Genomic DNA, 16,525 nt, shown 5'->3' with positions numbered 1-16,525 from the left:
TCGCCCGATTTGTCGCCGCTAACCTCATGATCACCGGGGTGGGCTTCGCGATCTTGGTGACTTTCTGTTCGCTGGGAACGGGAAGTCGCCAAGATCTGCTTGGGCGGGTGTGCGGCCTTGCCGGTCGTGCGGAGCGAGCGGGCAGGGTGAGTCGTTCACGACATCAGGTCGACAGCGCGGTGTGAGGTGGTGCCGGGCTTCGCGACGACGGATGCGCAGGCCGGTGCTCCTGGCGAACCGCCGCGGTGGCGACGGTCCGGACCGGGACCCGGGTCGGGACCCTCGATCCCGACGGCCCGCATCGCCGTTGGTCAGCAGTGGCCGTCGAGCCAGCGGTGGATCAGGAAGAGGGCGATCGACGAGGGCGGCGGGAGGAGCAGGCGGTCGCCGCCCTCCACCCGGACCGGCTGGTCGGCCAGCGCAGCGCCGATCTCCCGCCGGCTGAACCAGCGGGCGTGCGCGATCTCGGCCGGGTCCACCCGGATCGGCGCGTCGGCGTCGGCCCGGGCCAGGAAGCCGAGCATCAGCGAGCCGGGGAACGGCCAGGACTGGCTGCCGGCGTACCCGATCTCCTCGACCGCGACGCCGACCTCCTCGCGGACCTCGCGCAACACGGCGGCCTCGGCCGACTCCCCCGGCTCGACGTAGCCGGCCAGGCACGAGTAGCGGCGCTGCCCCGGGGTGCTCGGCCAGGTGGCGTTGTTGCCCAGCAGGCAGCGCCCGTCCGGCCCGTCCACGCCGTCGTGCACCAGCACGATCATCGCCGGGTCGGTACGCGGCCAGATCCGGCCGCCGCCCGCGTCGACGCGCGACCAGCCGGCCTCGTCCACCTGGGTCGGCTGCCCACTGGACGAGGAGTAGCCGTGCCGGAGGTGCCAGTTGAGCAGGGCGAGCGCCGTGGTGAAGATCCCGGCGTCCCGGTCGGTCAGCAGGTGGCCGACCTCGCGCAGGTTGACCCGGCGGGTGCCGGGCAGCTCGGGCAGCGGCGCGTCCACCGCGAAGACCGGCACGCCGTCCTGCTCGACGCCGAGGAACATCGGCACCGACCGGGGCACCTCGGGCAGCTCACCGGGGCCGACCAGCACCAGCTCCGGCGGGGCCGCCGCGCCGCGGACCAGGGCCCGCCCCTCGTCGGCCGAGTCCAGCACCAGCACCCGGGACTGCTCCCACGCCTCGGCGAGCCAGCCCGGGTCGGTGCGCCGGTGCGCCGCCCGGTCCAGCGTCGACCGGGCCAGCGGTGGAGCGGGCTCGCCCGTCACGCTGTTCCCTCTTTCGTTCGCGACTGCGGGGCTCGCAAACCCGGCTCACTCCTCGCGCTCACGGGGTGCCCTCTTTCGTTCGCGACTGCGGGGCTCGCAAACCCGGCTCACTCCTCGCGCTCACGCGGACTCCGTGCGGATCGGGGTGAGCGTGGCGAGGCCGTCGGCCACCCGTTCGGCGTCGCCGAGCACCACGGTCACGGCCTGCGCCGGGGCGAGGTAGCGGGCGGCCGCCGCGGCCACGTCGTCCACGGTCGCCCTGGCCAGCCGGGCGGCGTGCTCGGCGAGGAAGTCCAGGCGCAGGCCGTTGCCGGCGTACGCGCTGGTCAGCGAGGCCAGCCCGGCCTGGGTGGACATGCCGAGCTGGAGCGTGCCGAGGGCGTACTGGCGGGCCTGCTCCAGCTCGTCCGGCTTGGGCGGCAGCGCGGCCAGCCGGCCCAGCTCGTACGTCGTCTCCAGCAGGGCGGGCGCGGTCACCTCGGTGGCCACCTCGGCGGCGGCGACCAGCACCGACCCGGCCACCGAGTGCTCGATCAGCGAGTGCGGGCCGTAGGTGTAGCCCTTGTCCTCGCGGATGTTCTCCACCCAGCGGGAGGAGAAGTATCCGCCGAAGACCAGGTTGGCCAGTTGCAGCGCGGCGTGGTCTGGGTGGGTGCGGGGCACCGCGGGCAGCGCGATCCGCAGCGAGGACTGCACCGAGCCGGGCCGGTCGACCAGGAGCAGCGGGCCGGGCTCCAGCGGCGGCGCGGGGGGTAGCTCGGCCGGCTGCCCGTCCCCCTTCCAGCCGGCGAGCGCCTGCTCGGCGGCGTCCAGCGCCCGCTCCGGCTGCACGTCCCCGACCAGCACCAGCACCGCGCCGGCCGGGTGCACCCGCTCGGCGTGCAGCCGGCGCAGCACCGGCGGCTTCACCGCGCGCACCTGGTCCGGCTCGGGGGTCTGCACCGCGTACGGGTGTCTGCCGTAGATCCGCTTGAGCAGCGCGGTCCGGGCCAGGTGGGCGGGCTGGCTCTGGGCCACCTGGATCCGGTCGACCAGTCGGTCCCGCTCGGTCTCCACCCAGTCGGCCGGGTAGGTGGCGCCGGTGAGCACGTCGGCGAGCAGCTCCAGCATCCGGCCCAGGCCGGTGACCAGGCCCGCCCCGGAGAGCATCAGCCGGTCCGGGTCGATGCCGGCGGAGAGGCCGCCGCCGACCTTCTGCAACTCCGCGGCGAGCTGGGTCGCGGTGTGCGTGTCCGTGCCGGAGAGCAGGGTCTGCGCCAGCATCCCGCCGCGGGCCAGGTGGGTACGCCCGAACGGCATCCAGAGCCGCAGCTCGACCAGCGGGATCGCGCTGCGGCGTACCGCGATCACGGTGAGCCCGTTGGCCAGCGTGCGTTCGGCCTGCTTGGGCACCTTGAGCCTGCGGTTCGGACCGAGCGCCGGCAGCGGCCGCGTACCCGTCTCCACGGTTGCACTCATCGGGCGCCTCCGGCGATGACCTCGATGGACGCGCGGCGCTCCGGCCGCAGGGTGGCGGCGGCCGCGCGGACCTGCTCGTCGGTCACCTCGCCGACCAGCCGGGGCAGCTCGTTGAGCAGGCCCGGCTCGCCGCGCTGCTGTTCCAGGACGGCCATCCGCAGCGCCCGGCCGAGCACCGCGTCGGTGTCCCGCAGCAGATGGGTCGCCATGCGGGCCTGGGTCCGGGCCAGCTCGCCCTCGATCAGCCCGTCGGTGGCCAGCCGGTCCAGTTCCTCGTCGACGGTGCGCAGCACCTTGTCCACGTCGCCGCCGGGCGGCAGGTGGGCCTGGAGCAGCAGCGCGGTGGGGTCGCGCACGTCGAACGGGTCGCCCATGAAGCCCAGGTAGCCGCCGAGGCTGGTCACCGAGCGGTCCCGCTGGACCAGCCGCTCGACAAGCCGGGACGCGTCGCCGTCGGTGAGCACCTCGGCCAGCACCACGTACGGCAGGTAGCCGGCGAAGTCGGTCACCGGATCGGGCACCCGCCAGGCCCCGGCCACCGCCGGCAGCGGGGCGAGCTGGTCGGTGTACGAGGTGCGCCGCTCGGCGGTGAGGTCGGGCTCGGCGAAGTCGGGGCGCTCCGGGGCGGGCCGGGCCGGCACGTCGCCGAAGTGCCGCTCGATCAGCGCGGTGGCCTCGGCGACGTCGACGTCCCCGCTGACCGCCAGGACGGCGTTGCCGCTGGCGTAGTAGCGGCGGAAGAAGTCGGCCGCGTCGCCGACGGTGGCCGACTCCAGGTCGTCGAAGGAGCCGTAGCCGTCGTGCGCGTTGGGGAACGTGTCGAACATGACCGGCGGCAGCGTGAGCCAGGGGAAACCGCCGTACGGCCGGTTGAGCACGTTGACCCGGATCTCCTCCTTGACCACGTCGACCTGGTTGCGCAGGTTCTCCTCGGTCAGCCGGGGACCGCGCATCCGGTCGGCCTCCAGGAAGAGCGCCCGCTCCAGCGCGTTGCTGGGCAGGGTCTCGTAGTAGTCGGTGTAGTCCAGGTGGGTGGAGCCGTTGAAGGTGCCGCCGGCGCCCTGGACGTGCCGGAAGTGGGCCAGCTTCTCCAGGTTCTCCGAGCCCTGGAACATCAGGTGCTCGAAGAGGTGGGCGAAGCCGGTGCGCCCCTCCGGCTCGGAGCGGATGCCGACGTCGTAGACCACCGCCACCCCGATGACCGGGGCGCTGCGGTCGGGGGTGAGCACCACCCGCAGGCCGTTGTCGAGGGTGAACCGCTCGACCGGGTATTTCGTCGCTGGAATTCTCGCTCTCCGCGTCGGCACGTGATCGACCCTAACTCGTCCACCGCGCCCGCACCGGCGGTGTGCGCGGGCCCACCGGACGGCGGTGCCGGGCGGGGGCCGACCGGCGTCGCCATCTCCACCGAACAGGTGGGAATTACCGAGAATCCCCAGGTCGTGCGTCCCGGATCGTGAACGGGTCTTGACGCCGCTCACCGCCTGCCCCAGTCTTCCTACCAACTAAGTAGGAATACTGCGGATTGGATACACGATGAGACGGCTCCCCTTCCGCCGCCTGGTCACCCTGGCCACCCTCGCCGTGGTCGGCGCGGCCACCCTGGGCGCCACCGCGGCCTGCGGCGACGACAGCGACGACGCCGCCGGCGGTTCCGGGCCGGTGACGCTGCGCCTGGGCTACTTCCCGAACATCACCCACGCGCCCGCCGTGGTCGGTGTGGAGAAGGGCATCTTCAAGGAGAAGCTGGGCGGCGACGTCACGCTGGAGACCAAGACCTTCAACGCCGGCCCGGCGGCCATCGAGGCGGTCTTCTCCGGCGCGCTCGACGCCACGTACATCGGTCCGAACCCGACCGTCAACGCCTTCTCGAAGTCCAAGGGCGAGGCGGTCCGGGTCGTCTCCGGCGCCGCGTCCGGTGGCGTCGCGCTGGTGGTGAAGCCGGAGATCACGTCGGTGGAGCAGCTGCGCGGCAAGAAGATCGCCACCCCGCAGCTCGGCAACACCCAGGACGTCGCGCTGCGCTACTGGCTGAAGGAGAAGGGCCTCCAGACCACCAAGGAGGGCGGCGGCGACGTCAAGGTGGTCCCCCAGGAGAACGCGCAGACCATCGAGACCTTCGGCACCGCCGCCATCGACGGAGCATGGGTGCCCGAGCCCTTCGTCTCCCGGCTGGTCAACGCCGGCGGCAAGGTCCTGGTCGACGAGCGCGACCTCTGGCCGGACAGGAAGTTCGTCATCACCAACCTGCTGGTCAGCACCAAGTTCCTCAAGGCACACCCGGACGTGGTGAAGAAGCTGGTCGAGGGGCAGGTGGCGGCGAACGAGTTCGTCAACAGCAAGCCGGACGAGGCGCAGCAGGCCATCTCCGACCACATCGGCAAGATCACCGGCAAGCCGCTGGACCTCAAGCTGATCAAGCAGGCCTGGCCGACCCTGGAGTTCACCAACGACCCGATCCCGGCCTCGCTGAAGACCGGCCTGGACCACGCCGTCGCCGTCGGCCTCACCCAGCCGGTCGACCTCAACGGCCTCTACGACCTGAAGTACCTCAACGAGGTGCTGAAGGCGCAGGGCAAGACCGAGGTCACCCAGCCGTGACGTCGACCTTGACGACCCCGCGCAGCGCGACCGGCTCGGTCGCGCTGCGCGGCGTGACCAAGGTGTACGGCCAGGGCGAGCACGCCGTCCTGGCGCTGGACGGGGTGTCGCTGGACGTCGCCCCCGGCGAGTTCGTCTGCCTTGTCGGCGCGTCCGGCTGCGGCAAGAGCACCCTGCTCAACCTGGTCGCCGGGCTGGACCGGACCAGCGGCGGCCGGATCGAGCTGGGCGAGGGGGTCAACCCCGGGCTGATGTTCCAGGAGTCGGCGCTCTTCCCGTGGCTCACCGTCGAGGGCAACGTCGAGGTGCCGCTCAAGCTGCGCGGGCTGCCCCGGAACGAGCGGCGGGCGCGGGTCGCCGAGCTGCTGCGTACGGTCCACCTGGCCGACTTCGCCCGCAAGCGCCCGCACGAGCTCTCCGGCGGCATGCGGCAGCGGGTCGCGCTGGCCCGCACCCTTGCCCTGGACACCCCGGTGCTGCTGATGGACGAGCCGTTCGGCGCGCTCGACGCGATGACCCGGGACATCCTGCACGACGAGCTGGAGCGGATCTGGTCCGAGCGGAAGCTCACCGTGATCTTCGTGACCCACAACGTCCGCGAGGCGGCCCGGCTCGCCGACCGGATCATCCTGCTCTCCAGCCGGCCCGGCCGGATCATCTACTCCACCGAGGTCGACGTGCCGCGACCCCGGCGGATCGACTCGCCGGAGATCGCGGCCATCGCCGCCGACGTCACCGACCGGCTGCGTACGGAGGTGGGCCGCCATGGCCAGTGACACGCTCGCCGGGACGCCGCGTACGGACGCGGAGATCTCCGGCCTGGACGCCCTGGAGATCGCCGGCCAGGAGAAGGCGCCGTCCCGGCTGCGCCGCGGCTGGTCCGCGCTCTGGCCGAAGCTGGCCGCCCTGGCCCTGGCCGTCGCCCTCTGGCAGGCCGTGGTCTGGACCGGCTGGAAGGACCCGTGGGCGCTGCCCGGACCGGCCGTCGTCTTCGCGGACCTCGGCCACTACCTGGCCAGCCCGGCACTCTGGCACGGCCTGGCCACCACGGCCCGCCGCGCCGCCGTGGGCTTCGCCGCCGCGGTCGCCGTCGGCCTGCTGATCGGCCTCGCGGTGGCCCGGGTGAAGGTGCTCCGCGCCGCGCTCGGCTCGATGATCACCGCCCTGCAGACCATGCCGTCGATCGCCTGGTTCCCCCTGGCGATCCTGCTCTTCCAGCTCAGCGAGCAGGCGATCTTCTTCGTGGTGGTGCTCGGCGCGGCGCCGTCGGTGGCCAACGGGGTCATCCACGGCGTGGACTACGTGCCGCCATTGCTGGTCCGGGCCGGCCGCAACCTCGGCGCCCACGGGCTCAACCTCTACCGCTACGTGATCGCGCCGGCCGCGCTGCCGGCCATCGTGGCCGGACTCAAGCAGGGCTGGGCGTTCGCCTGGCGCAGCCTGATGGCCGGCGAGCTGCTGGTGGTCATCGCCACCCGGACGTCGATCGGCGCGCAGCTGACTTACGCCCGGGAGCTGAGCGAGGCGCCCCGGCTGATGGCCATCATGATCGTCATCCTGGTGGTGGGCCTGCTGGTGGACGCCGCGTTCGGCGCGGCCGACAAGGCGATCCGCCGCCGCTGGGGCGTGCTGGACCAGGCCGGCAACTGAGCCCGTGTACGTCTCCGCGCGCGCCGACTACGCGCTCCGGGCCATGCTCGCCGTCGCCGACGCCGCCGGGTCGACCGGCGACGGGGGGTTCGGCGGCGGTGAGCTGGTCAAGGCGGCGAGCCTGGCCGAGCGCCAGGACATCCCGCTCAGCTTCCTCCAGGGCATCCTGCTCGACCTGCGCCGAGCGGGGCTGCTGCACAGCCACCGCGGCAACGAGGGCGGGTACGCGCTCACCCGCCCGGCCGCCGACATCAGCGTCGGTGACGTGCTGCGGGCGGTGGGCGGCGCGCTGACCAGTGTCCGGGGCATGCCCGCCGACCACGCCGGCTACCACGGGGTGGCCGCCGGGCTGCGGGACGTCTGGCTGGCGGTGGACGGCGCGATCGCCCTGGTGGTCGACCGGACCACCCTCGCCGACCTGCTGGCCGACCGCGCCGCGGCCTGACCACCGTCGACGGGCCCGGGCCGCGGGAGCGACACGCCGTCCTGACCACGTTCGACGGGCTCGGGCCGCGGGTGCGACGCGGCCCGGACCCGATCGACTCCGGCCCGGCGGGCCGTGCGGTGTCCCGGCACGCCGGACACCGCCGCCCGCCAGGCCGGAGTGGGAGGATCAGGCCCGGCGGCGCGGGCGGCGGGACCGGGACGGCCGCGAGGCCGGCGCGGGGTGCGGTGCGGGCGGCGGGGTGAGGGTGACCGGGACACCGGTGGGCTGGCGGGCGCCCGTGACGCGGGCCAGTTCCTCGTCGCCGGGGCGTACCCGGGCGGTGTGCGGGGTGATGCCGGCGACCGTCATGAGCCGGGAGACGTCCCGCCGCTGCTCCGGCAGGACCAGGGTGACCACGGTGCCGGACTCCCCCGCCCGGGCGGTCCGCCCGCCCCGGTGCAGGTAGTCCTTCGCCTCGGTCGGCGGGTCGGCGTTGACCACCAGGTCCAGCCCGTCCACGTGGATGCCCCGGGCCGCCACGTCGGTGGCCACCAGCGCGGTGACGTGGCCGGTGCGGAACTGCTCCAGGATCCGGGTGCGCTGCGGCTGGGTCTTGCCGCCGTGCAGCGCGGCCGCGCGTACCCCCTTGGCGAGCAGTTGGCGCGCGACCCGGTCGGCGCGGTGCTTGGTCGCCATGAACAGGATGGTGCGGCCCTCGCGGGCGGCGATGTGGGCCAGCGCGGCCGGCTTGTCCTCCGCCTCGACGTGCAGCACGTGGTGGGTCATCGCGGTCACCGTGGCGGTGCCCGGGTCGACGGAGTGCGACACGGGGTTGCTCAGGAAGCGGCGGACCAGCCGGTCCACGCCGCCGTCCAGGGTGGCCGAGAACAGCATCCGCTGGCCGTTCGGGTCGACCTGCTCCAGCAGCTTCGTCACCTGCGGCAGGAAGCCCATGTCGGCCATCTGGTCGGCCTCGTCGAGCACCGTGACGGCCACCTGGTCGAGCCGGGCGTCGCGCCGGTCGATCAGGTCGTGCAGGCGGCCCGGGGTGGCCACCAGCACCTCCGCGCCGGCGCGCAGCGCGTCCGCCTGCCGCTGGAGGGAGAGCCCGCCGACCACGGTGGCGCAGCGCAGCCCGAGCGCCCGGGCGTACGGGGTGAGCGCCGCGGTGACCTGCTGGGCCAGCTCGCGGGTGGGCACCAGCACCAGCGCCAGCGGGCGGCCCGGGCGGGCCTTGCGACCGGCCGTGCGGTGCAGCAGCGGCAGCCCGAAGGCCAGGGTCTTGCCCGAGCCGGTGCGCCCGCGGCCGAGCACGTCGCGGCCGGCCAGCGAGTCCGGCAGGGTCGCCGCCTGGATGGGGAACGGCTCGGTGATGCCCTGCGCGGCCAGCTCGGTGACCAGCGCGGGGGCCAGGCCGGTGGCGGCGAAGGTGGGAACGGTCATGGTCATGCGAAAAGCCTTCCTCGACGCGGCACGTGTCGAGGAAGGGCGCCGACGAGCGGCGCGTCACCGGCGTCGCCGGTGGTCACAAGCACGAACCGAAAGGTACGGGCCGGCCCGCCGCAGCACGCCACGTCCCGCGGAGCGGGTGGGCGGCGCAGCGGACCGGCCCGTCACCGCGCCCGGGGGGCGCGATGGGTGTTACCGGATGATCCGAAGATCAGAGCGGACGGATGTTCTCCGCCTGCGGGCCCTTCTGGCCCTGGGTCACCTCGAACTCGACCCGCTGGTTCTCGTCCAGGCTCCGGTAGCCGGAGGTCTGGATCGCCGAGAAGTGGGCGAAGACGTCGGCGCCGCCGTCGTCCGGGGTGATGAAGCCGAAGCCCTTGTCAGCGTTGAACCACTTGACGGTGCCAATTGCCATGTGTTTCGTCTCCTTGACGGAACGTTCGGACCCGCACCTGTTGCGGACCGAAGGGAGCACACCGCACGCATGTGCGCGGTGTACCTGTCGCTGCTGGTCGCCCCGCCCGGAGAACTCCGGACACAACAAAGAGCGCCTGGGGCCACAATCCGCCAGGCGCACACAGAGTCTCTGGAAACCAAAACTGCAACGCGCCTAACCTACCACGATCTCGTCAACGCCGCGCCCTCTGTCGGAAATTCCGGTACCGCGGCGACGAGCGCGGTCAGCCCCTCGGCGTCGAGCAGGTCGGCCGGGCGGACGGTCACCCCGTCCCGGACGTAGTGGAAGGCGGCCCCGACCCGCTCGACCGGCACCCCGGCCAGCTCGGCCCAGGCCAGCCGGTAGACGGCGAGCTGCACGGCCGCCGCGTCGGCCTCCCGCCCGGCCGGCTGCCGGCCGGTCTTCCAGTCGACCACGTCGAAGCGGCCGCCGGGGCGGGCGAAGACGGCGTCCATCCGGCCCCGGACCACCACCCCGGCGATCACCGTGGCGAAGGGCACCTCCACCTCCACCGGCACCCGGTCCGCCCACTCGCTGGCCAGGAAGCGCTCCTGGAGTTCGGTGAGCGCGTCGTCCGGGGCGGCGTCGTCGTCGGCCGCGCCCGGCAGCTCGTCCACATCGAGCAGCCGGTCGGCGCCGAAGCGCTGCTCCAGCCAGGTGTGGAAGGCGGTGCCCCGCCGGGCGTAGGGGTTGGGCTCGGTGGGCATGGGCCGGCGCAACGTCCGGGCCAGGGCCTCCGGGTCGCGGCGCAGCGCCACGAGCTGGGTCACCGACAGGTGGCCGGGCAGCTCGACCTCGACCGCCTCGGCCCGCCGGGCCAGCTCGGCCCGTTCGGCGAGGAGCAGGTCGGCCTCCCGCCGCCAGCGGGCCACCTCGGCGTCCTCGGCGGGCGTCGGCGGGTCGGCGTCCTCGGCGGGCGGCCGCGTGTCGGCCTTCTCGGCGGGCGCCGTCGTGTCGACGCTCCTGGTGGGCGCCGGCGGGTCGGCGTTCCCGGCCGGCGCCGCCGCGGTCGCCGCGGCGGCCGCCAGCAGGGCCTCCTCGCGGCGGGCCGCCTCCGGGTCGGCCAGGTAACGGCGGACCAGGGCGGCCGCCTCGGCCAGGGCCGGGCGCCGGGCGCCGAGCGGGTCGGCCGGCCACTCGGCCCGCAGCACCGTCTCGGTGGTCGGGTTGACCGCGTCCCCGGCGGGCTCGGGGGCCCAGGCGTCGACCAGGTGGCCGTCCCCGCCGGCCAGGCAGGCGTCGTGCACCTCACGGAGGAAGAGCGACGGGCCGCGGAACTTCTTCGTGCCCTCCCCCCACCAGTAGCCGGAGCAGAGCAGCAGCCGGCGGGGCCGGGTCACCGCCACGTACGCCAGCCGGCGCTCCTCCCGCTCGTCGTGGGCCCGCCAGGCGTCGGTGAAGTCCTCCACGGCCCGGGCCACGCCGCGCTGGTCGTCCGCCCCGTGCAGGCCCAGCTCGGGCAGCCCGTCGGCGTCGCCGCGCAGCGGGAACGGCAGCACGCCGAGCCCGCCCAGCCAGTGGTCGGAGTTGCGCACCGGCCCCGGCCAGACGCCCCGCGTCAGGCCGGCTACCGACACCACGTCCCACTCCAGGCCCTTCGCGGCGTGCGCGGTGAGTATCTGCACCGCACCTTCCACCACCTCGACCTCGCCCGGAGTCAGGCCGCGTTCCTCGTCCTCGGCGGCGGCCAGGTAGGCGAGGAATCCGGCCAGCGTGGCACCGGGGGTCTCGCCGCTGAACCGGGCCGCGACGTCGCCGAGCGCGTCCAGGTGGGCGCGGGCCAGGCCGGCGTCGCCGGCGCCGTCCCGGCCGGCCCGGACCGCCACCTCCACGTCCAGGCCGATGGTCCGCTCGATGTCCGCGATCAGCTCCGGCAGGGACTGGTCCAGCCGGTAGCGCAGCAGCGCCAGCTCCATCCCGTACGAGCGCAGACGCGCGTAGCCCTCCGCCGAGTACGCCTGCGCCGGCCCCAGGTCGGCCAGCGCCTCGACGAGGGTGGCCTCGTCGAGCGCGTCCACGGTGATCTCCGGCCCGTCGTCGCCGGTCACCTCCCGCCGAGCCCGAGCGATGGCGCGGGCCCGCCGGTGCAGGGCGACCAGGTCACGCGGCCCGATCCGCCAGCGCGCGCCGGTGAGCAGCCGCAGCAGCGCCGCCCCGTCGGTCGGGTCGGCGAGCACCCGCAGCGTGCAGACCACGTCCCGGACCTCGGGGGTGTCCAGCAGCCCACCGAGGCCGACCACGTCGACCGGCAGCCCGCGGGCCCGCAGCGCCGCCTCGATCGCCGGGATCTGGCTGCGCAGCCGGACCAGCACGGCGGTGGTGGGGCGCCGGTGGGCCGGGATGTGCTCGGGCAGCGCCTCCGGCATCCCGGCCGCGCCCCGCCAGGCGGCCAGCACGCTGTCCGCGATCCAGTCGGCCTCGTCGGCGTACGTCTCCAGCAGCGCGCAGTGCACGGTGCCGGCGGCCCGCCCGCCGGGGCTGCGGTGCGGGATCGGGTCGCGGACGCTGAGCGCGGCGTGCAGCTCGGGCACCCGGGCGCCGGCGGCCCGCAGCGGCACCGACAGCGCGTTGGCGACGCCCAGGATCTCGGGCCGGTTGCGCCAGCTCGTGGTGAGGCTGAGCACCTCGGCGGGGGCGCCGTCGGTGCGGGCGAACTCGGCGGGGAACCGGTCCAGCGTGCCCGCGCTGGCCCCGCGCCAGCCGTAGATGGACTGGCAGGGATCGCCCACCGCGGTGACCGGGTGGCCGCCGCCGAAGAGCGCGTTGAGCAGCACCACCTGGGCGTGGCTGGTGTCCTGGTACTCGTCGAGCAGCACCACCCGGAACCGGTCCCGCTCGATCACCCCGACGCCGGGGTGGTCGCGGGCCACCCGCGCCGCCCGGGCCAGCTGGTCGGCGAAGTCCATCGCCTCGAAGTCGTCCTTGCGCCGGGCGTACGCGCGGACCAGCGGGAGCAGCTTTAGCCGGGTCTGCTGGAGCTGGAGGGCCTTGCGCACGTCGGCGTAGACCCGTCCCGGGCGGGACTGCACCTCGGCGAAGAACCGGCCGGTCCAGGCGGCCAGCTCGTCCGGGTCGACCAGGTGCTCGTCCAGCTCACCGGCCAGGGCGAGCACCGCGTCGGTGATGGTCGACGGCATCCGGTCCACCTCGGACATGTCGCCGTCGTAGTTGCGCACCAGCAGGTCGACGAGCTGCCAGCGGGACGCCTCGGTGAGCAGCCGGGTGGTCGGCTCGTAGCCGGCCCGCAGCCCGTGCTCGGTGACGATCCGGCCCGCGTACGAGTGGTAGGTGGAGACGGTCGGCTCGCCCGCGAGGGGGTCCTCGTGCGGGTCCCGGGCCTGCCGGCCGAGCCGCCGGATGAGCTGGTCGAGCCGGGTGCGTACCCGGTGCGCCAGCTCGCCGGCCGCCTTGCGGGTGAAGGTGAGGCCGAGGATCTGCTCGGGGCGGACGTAGGAGTTGGCGACCAGCCAGACGACCCGGGCGGCCATCGTCTCGGTCTTGCCGGAGCCGGCGCCCGCGACCACCAGCAGCGGCTCCACCGGCGCGGCGATGATCGCCGCCTGTTCCCGGGTGGGCGCCGGCAGCCGGAGCAGTCTGGCCAGCTCGACCGGCGTGTAGCGGGGGCCGGCGTCGGCGGTCCGGGGCGTCGGGGTGGCGGTGGTGCTGAACAGCGTCGGCTGGGTCGTCATGCGTGCTCCGTGGGGGGCTCGACGACCTGGCGGCCCTGCCCGGAGACCGGGCAGCTCGTCCGCACCGGGCAGACCCGGCACTTCGAGTTGGCGACGGCGGCGAACGTGGCGGCGGCCATCGTGTCGGCGGTGCGCCGGACCAGCGCGGTGGCCCAGCCGGCCTCGGGACCCTCCCCGGCGGCCGCCTGGGCCTGCTCCTTGGCGTCCTTGGCACCGGTGCCGAGCTGCACCAGCGCGGCGCCCCCGGACTCCTCGCCGAACTCGGCGAACGCCCCCGCCTCCACGGCGGCCTGGTAGGCCCCGAGCTGCGGGTGCTCGGCCACCTCCCGCTCGGTGACGGCGGTGGACTTGCCGGTCTTCAGGTCGATCACCACGAGCCGCCCCTCGTCATCGACCTCCAGCCGGTCGACCCGGCCGGTCAGCTCGACCGGCCGGCGCGGGTCGTCGAGGCGGACCGCGAACTCGTGCTCGATGGCGAGCAGCCGCCGCGGGTTGCCGGCCAGCCAGCGCAGCAGCTTGTCCACCATGGCCTCGGCGCGGGTCCGTTCCGGGCCGGCCATCCAGCGGGCGGCCAGCTCGATGGCGTCGAACCGGGCGGCCACGTATTCCAGCAGGGCGGTCCGGTCGACGCTGGCGTCCTCGGCCAGCATGGCGGCGGCGTGCACCAGGTTGCCGACGCCCTGCGCGGCGCTGGCCGGGGCGCTGCCGCCGTGCCGTTCCAGCAGCCAGCGCAGGCTGCACCGCAACGCGCTCTCCATGGCCGACGGGGTGACCTTCACCGGTTCGCCCTCGTCGACCAGCGGCCGGTCGTCGGAGAGGCCGCGCAGCCCCCACCAGTCGTCGGGATGCGCGCCGGGCACCCCGGCGGCGGCCAGCCGGGCCAGTTCGGCCGCGGCCGCGCGCCGCCGGGTGACCGGCGCCGCCGGGTCGGTGACCGCGGTACGCAGCTCCGCCACCAGCGCGGACAGGGTCAGCCCGCGCGGCGGCAGGGTGACCGGCAGGACGCCCGGCGCCCCGTCCTGCGGGTCCTCGTCGCCGGCCGGCACCGGCCCGTCCGACGCCGTCACACTCAGCGCGGCACCGTCGCCAGGTCGCCCGGCCACATCGGCCGGAATCCCGGCGGCGCCGTCGCCGGCACTCCGGTCCCGTCCCCGGCCGACAATCCCGGTCAAGGCGGCGCCGGTCGGGCCGTGGCCGGTCGACGCGCCGCCGGTCGGAGCGCCGCCGGTCGGAGCGCCGCCGGTCGGAGCGCCGCCGGTCGGACCGCTCGGGGGCGGTCCGGGGTCCGGGCCGGTCGTGCCGGCCCCGCCGACGGCGGGCGGGTCGGTGGCGGCCAGCTCGTGCAGGAAGCGGCTGGGCTGCTCCTCGTGGTCGTCGCCGCCGACCGCCGCCGAGGCGACCGCGGTGACCAGCAACCGGCGCCGGGCCCGGCTGATCGCCACGTGGAACAGCCGGCGCTCCTCGTCCAGCAGCGCCGAGGTCTGCCCGACCAGGCTGGCCCGCAGCCCGGCGCCGTCGGCCCGGCCGGCGAGCACGTCGACCAGGCGCTCCGAGCCGAGCAGGCTGCCGCGCAGCCGCAGGTCCGGCCAGACGCCCTCCTGCACACCGGCGATCGCGACCAGGTCCCACTCCAGGCCCTTGGCGGCGTGCGCGGTGAGCAGCCGCACGGCCTCGCCCCGGTCGGCGCTGGCGGCGAGGGTGTCGGCCGGCAGCTCCTGGCCGAGCACGTGGTCGAGGAAGACCTCGGCGCGCGCGCCGGGCAGCCGGTCGGTGAACCGGGCCGCCGCGTCGAAGAGCACCATGACCGCGTCCAGGTCGCGGTCGGCGGCCTCGGCCCGCCAGCGCTGCGCGGTCTCGTGCTCCCCGGTGGCCGCCCGGCCCCGGGTGATCGCCCCGGCCCAGCGCTCGGCGAGGCCGCTCTCCCGCCACACCGCCCACAGCACGTCCTCGGCGGTCGCGCCGGGCGCGGCGGCGGTCTGCCGGGCGGTCTCCAGCAGGTGCGCCACCGCCTGGGCGGGGGCGGCCCAGCGCCGCTCGACGGTGGCCAGCTCGGCCGGGTCGCGCAACGCCTCGACGATCAGCTCGCCGGACGGGCGGCGGTCGCCGGCCGCCAGCGCGAGCGCGCGCAGCCCCTGGCGCAGCCGCCGCTCGGCGAGCGGGTCGGCACCGCCCAGCGGCGAGTGGAGCAGGGCGACCGCCGACTCCTCGTCGAGCCGGTCGGGTTCGAGCGCGCAGCGGAGCAGGAGCAGCAGCGGGGCCACCCCGGGCTGGAGGTGCAGCGGCAGGTCCTCGCCGTGCACGACGGTCGGCACGCCGGCGGTGTGCAGGGCGCGGCGCAGCGACGGCAGCTGGCGGCCGGTGGAGCGGACCAGCACCGCCATCCGCGACCAGGGCACCCCGTCGAGCAGGTGCGCCTCGCGCAGCGCGTGGGCCAGCCAGGCGGACTCGCTGGTGGCCGAGCGGAAGGTGCGTACCTCCAGGGTGCCGGGTGTGGCGTCGGGGAGCGGGCGCAGCCGCCGGTGCGCCGCCGGGCCGCGCAGCCGGCGGGCCAGCCGGGCGGTCGCCGCCAGCAGCTCCGGCCCGGCCCGGTAGGAGGTGGTCAGCGTGACCTGGGCGGCCGGCGCGCCGGAGGCGGTGCGGAACCGGTGCGGGAAGGTGGTCACCCCGGCCGGGTCGGCGCCGCGGAAGGCGTACGTGGAGGAGTCCGGGTCGGCGAAGGCGACCAGCGGCTTGCCGCCACCGGCCACGACGGCGAGCAGGTCGAGCTGGGCGGGGTCGGTGTCGGCCAGCTCGTCGACGTAGACGTGGGCCAGCCGGCGGCGCTCGGCGGCCAGCAGCTCCGGATCGTCGAGCAGCATGCCGGTGGCGGCCCGGACCAGCTCGGCCGGGTCGTACGCGATCGAGCCCCGGTTGCTCACGTCGCGGAGGGCGAGCACAGCCACGTACTCGCGGAGGAAGCGGGCGGCCGCCGGCCAGTCGGCGCGGCCCAGCTTCTCGCCGAGCCGGGCCAGCTCGACCGGGCCGACCCCCCGCTCGGCGGCGCGCATCAGCAGGTCGCGGAGCTGCTGGGCGAAGGCCCGGGTACGCAGCGCCGGGCGCAGGTCCTCCGGCCAGCCGGCCGGGTCGTCCTCCGGGTCCTCGCCCACCACGTCGAGCAGCTCGCGGATGATCAGATCCTGCTCGGGGCCGGTGAGCAGCCGGGGCGAGGGTTCGCCGCGCTCGGCGGCGGCCCGGCGGAGCAGGCCGAAGGCGTACGCCGGGAAGGTGCGGACAAGCGGCTCGCGGACCACCCGGTGGCCGTCGCCGGCGATCCGCGCCTCGATCCGGTGGCGCAGCTCGGTGGCGCCCCGCCGGCCGAAGGTGAGCACCAGGACGTGTTCCGGGTCGACGCCCTCGGCCACCCGGGCGGCGACCGCCTCGACCAGGGTGCCGGTCTTGCCGGTGCCGGGGCCGCCGACGACCAGCATCGGCCCGTCGGTGTGCGCGACCACCTCGGCCTGCACCGGATCCGGCCGGCGCGGCGGCGGGTGCGCGT

12 protein-coding genes are annotated in these 16,525 nt (G+C 75.3%); 5 read left to right on the top strand and 7 right to left on the bottom strand.

Features of this window, described 5'->3' with window-relative positions:
• On the top strand, nucleotides 1-185 hold a 185-nt coding region (locus tag ACW0Q9_RS20515), incomplete at its 5' end, for a hypothetical protein (RefSeq protein WP_456183664.1).
• Between the two features lie 126 nt (nucleotides 186-311).
• Here ACW0Q9_RS20515 and nudC read toward each other — a convergent pair.
• The 3 genes from nudC to ACW0Q9_RS20500 all read right to left on the bottom strand — a co-directional run bounded on the left by nudC (nucleotide 312) and on the right by ACW0Q9_RS20500 (nucleotide 4,024).
• Nucleotides 312-1,259: an NAD(+) diphosphatase gene (gene nudC, locus ACW0Q9_RS20510; protein ID WP_456183662.1), complete on the bottom strand. Its 948-nt coding sequence runs from the start codon at nucleotides 1,257-1,259 to the stop codon at nucleotides 312-314.
• A 120-nt stretch (nucleotides 1,260-1,379) separates the two neighbouring features.
• Nucleotides 1,380-2,717, bottom strand: coding sequence for a M16 family metallopeptidase (locus ACW0Q9_RS20505; protein ID WP_456183660.1), 1,338 nt, complete (start codon nucleotides 2,715-2,717; stop codon nucleotides 1,380-1,382).
• Nucleotides 2,714-4,024 (bottom strand): M16 family metallopeptidase, encoded by a 1,311-nt coding sequence (locus tag ACW0Q9_RS20500; protein WP_456183658.1) that lies wholly within the window; start codon nucleotides 4,022-4,024, stop codon nucleotides 2,714-2,716. The genes ACW0Q9_RS20505 and ACW0Q9_RS20500 overlap by 4 nt, the downstream gene beginning before the upstream one ends.
• A gap of 229 nt (nucleotides 4,025-4,253) precedes the next feature.
• Here ACW0Q9_RS20500 and ACW0Q9_RS20495 point away from each other — a divergent pair, with 229 nt between their 5' ends.
• The 4 genes from ACW0Q9_RS20495 to ACW0Q9_RS20480 are packed head-to-tail and all read left to right on the top strand — an operon-like array spanning nucleotide 4,254 to nucleotide 7,413.
• The gene (locus ACW0Q9_RS20495; RefSeq protein ID WP_456183656.1) at nucleotides 4,254-5,318 is read left to right on the top strand and encodes an ABC transporter substrate-binding protein; all 1,065 of its coding nucleotides are present in this window, start codon (nucleotides 4,254-4,256) and stop codon (nucleotides 5,316-5,318) included.
• Nucleotides 5,315-6,094, top strand: coding sequence for an ABC transporter ATP-binding protein (locus ACW0Q9_RS20490; protein WP_456183654.1), 780 nt, complete (start codon nucleotides 5,315-5,317; stop codon nucleotides 6,092-6,094). Before ACW0Q9_RS20495 ends, ACW0Q9_RS20490 begins: the two co-directional genes overlap by 4 nt.
• Nucleotides 6,084-6,968 carry an ABC transporter permease gene (locus ACW0Q9_RS20485; protein WP_456183652.1) on the top strand — a complete coding sequence of 295 codons (885 nt, stop codon included), beginning with the start codon at nucleotides 6,084-6,086 and terminating at the stop codon, nucleotides 6,966-6,968. The genes ACW0Q9_RS20490 and ACW0Q9_RS20485 overlap by 11 nt, the downstream gene beginning before the upstream one ends.
• A 4-nt stretch (nucleotides 6,969-6,972) precedes the next feature.
• Nucleotides 6,973-7,413 carry an RrF2 family transcriptional regulator gene (locus ACW0Q9_RS20480; protein WP_456183650.1) on the top strand — a complete coding sequence of 147 codons (441 nt, stop codon included), beginning with the start codon at nucleotides 6,973-6,975 and terminating at the stop codon, nucleotides 7,411-7,413.
• Nucleotides 7,414-7,581: 168 nt separating this feature from the next.
• On the opposite strand, the gene ACW0Q9_RS20475 is transcribed toward ACW0Q9_RS20480, so the two are convergent.
• From ACW0Q9_RS20475 to ACW0Q9_RS20460, 4 genes are all read right to left on the bottom strand, one after another.
• On the bottom strand, nucleotides 7,582-8,844 hold the full coding sequence (locus ACW0Q9_RS20475) for a DEAD/DEAH box helicase (RefSeq protein ID WP_456183648.1): 1,263 nt from the start codon (nucleotides 8,842-8,844) through the stop codon (nucleotides 7,582-7,584).
• Nucleotides 8,845-9,055: 211 nt separating this feature from the next.
• A complete protein-coding gene (gene cspE / locus ACW0Q9_RS20470; protein ID WP_013288421.1) occupies nucleotides 9,056-9,259 on the bottom strand; it encodes a transcription antiterminator/RNA stability regulator CspE in 204 nt (67 codons plus the stop codon).
• 200 nt (nucleotides 9,260-9,459) lie between these two features.
• Nucleotides 9,460-12,990, bottom strand: a complete 3,531-nt coding sequence (locus tag ACW0Q9_RS20465; RefSeq protein WP_456183646.1) for an ATP-dependent helicase — start codon at nucleotides 12,988-12,990, stop codon at nucleotides 9,460-9,462.
• Nucleotides 12,987-16,493, bottom strand: a complete 3,507-nt coding sequence (locus tag ACW0Q9_RS20460; RefSeq protein WP_456183666.1) for an ATP-dependent helicase — start codon at nucleotides 16,491-16,493, stop codon at nucleotides 12,987-12,989. Before ACW0Q9_RS20460 ends, ACW0Q9_RS20465 begins: the two co-directional genes overlap by 4 nt.
• Nucleotides 16,494-16,525 lie beyond the last annotated feature (32 nt).

The organism is Micromonospora sp. I033, from assembly GCF_053890995.1.
Note: the sequence above shows the minus strand (reverse complement) of the source record. Positions and strands in the feature narration are given on the sequence as shown.

What these genes read in the sequence shown, in the direction of transcription:
- ACW0Q9_RS20475 (WP_456183648.1), bottom strand. Translation starts at nt 8,844, where the DNA reads ATGACCATGACCGTTCCCACCTTCGCCGCCACCGGCCTGGCCCCCGCG.
- cspE (WP_013288421.1), bottom strand. Translation starts at nt 9,259, where the DNA reads ATGGCAATTGGCACCGTCAAGTGGTTCAACGCTGACAAGGGCTTCGGC.
- ACW0Q9_RS20495 (WP_456183656.1), top strand. Translation starts at nt 4,254, where the DNA reads ATGAGACGGCTCCCCTTCCGCCGCCTGGTCACCCTGGCCACCCTCGCC.
- ACW0Q9_RS20485 (WP_456183652.1), top strand. Translation starts at nt 6,084, where the DNA reads ATGGCCAGTGACACGCTCGCCGGGACGCCGCGTACGGACGCGGAGATC.
- ACW0Q9_RS20505 (WP_456183660.1), bottom strand. Translation starts at nt 2,717, where the DNA reads ATGAGTGCAACCGTGGAGACGGGTACGCGGCCGCTGCCGGCGCTCGGT.
- ACW0Q9_RS20465 (WP_456183646.1), bottom strand. Translation starts at nt 12,990, where the DNA reads ATGACGACCCAGCCGACGCTGTTCAGCACCACCGCCACCCCGACGCCC.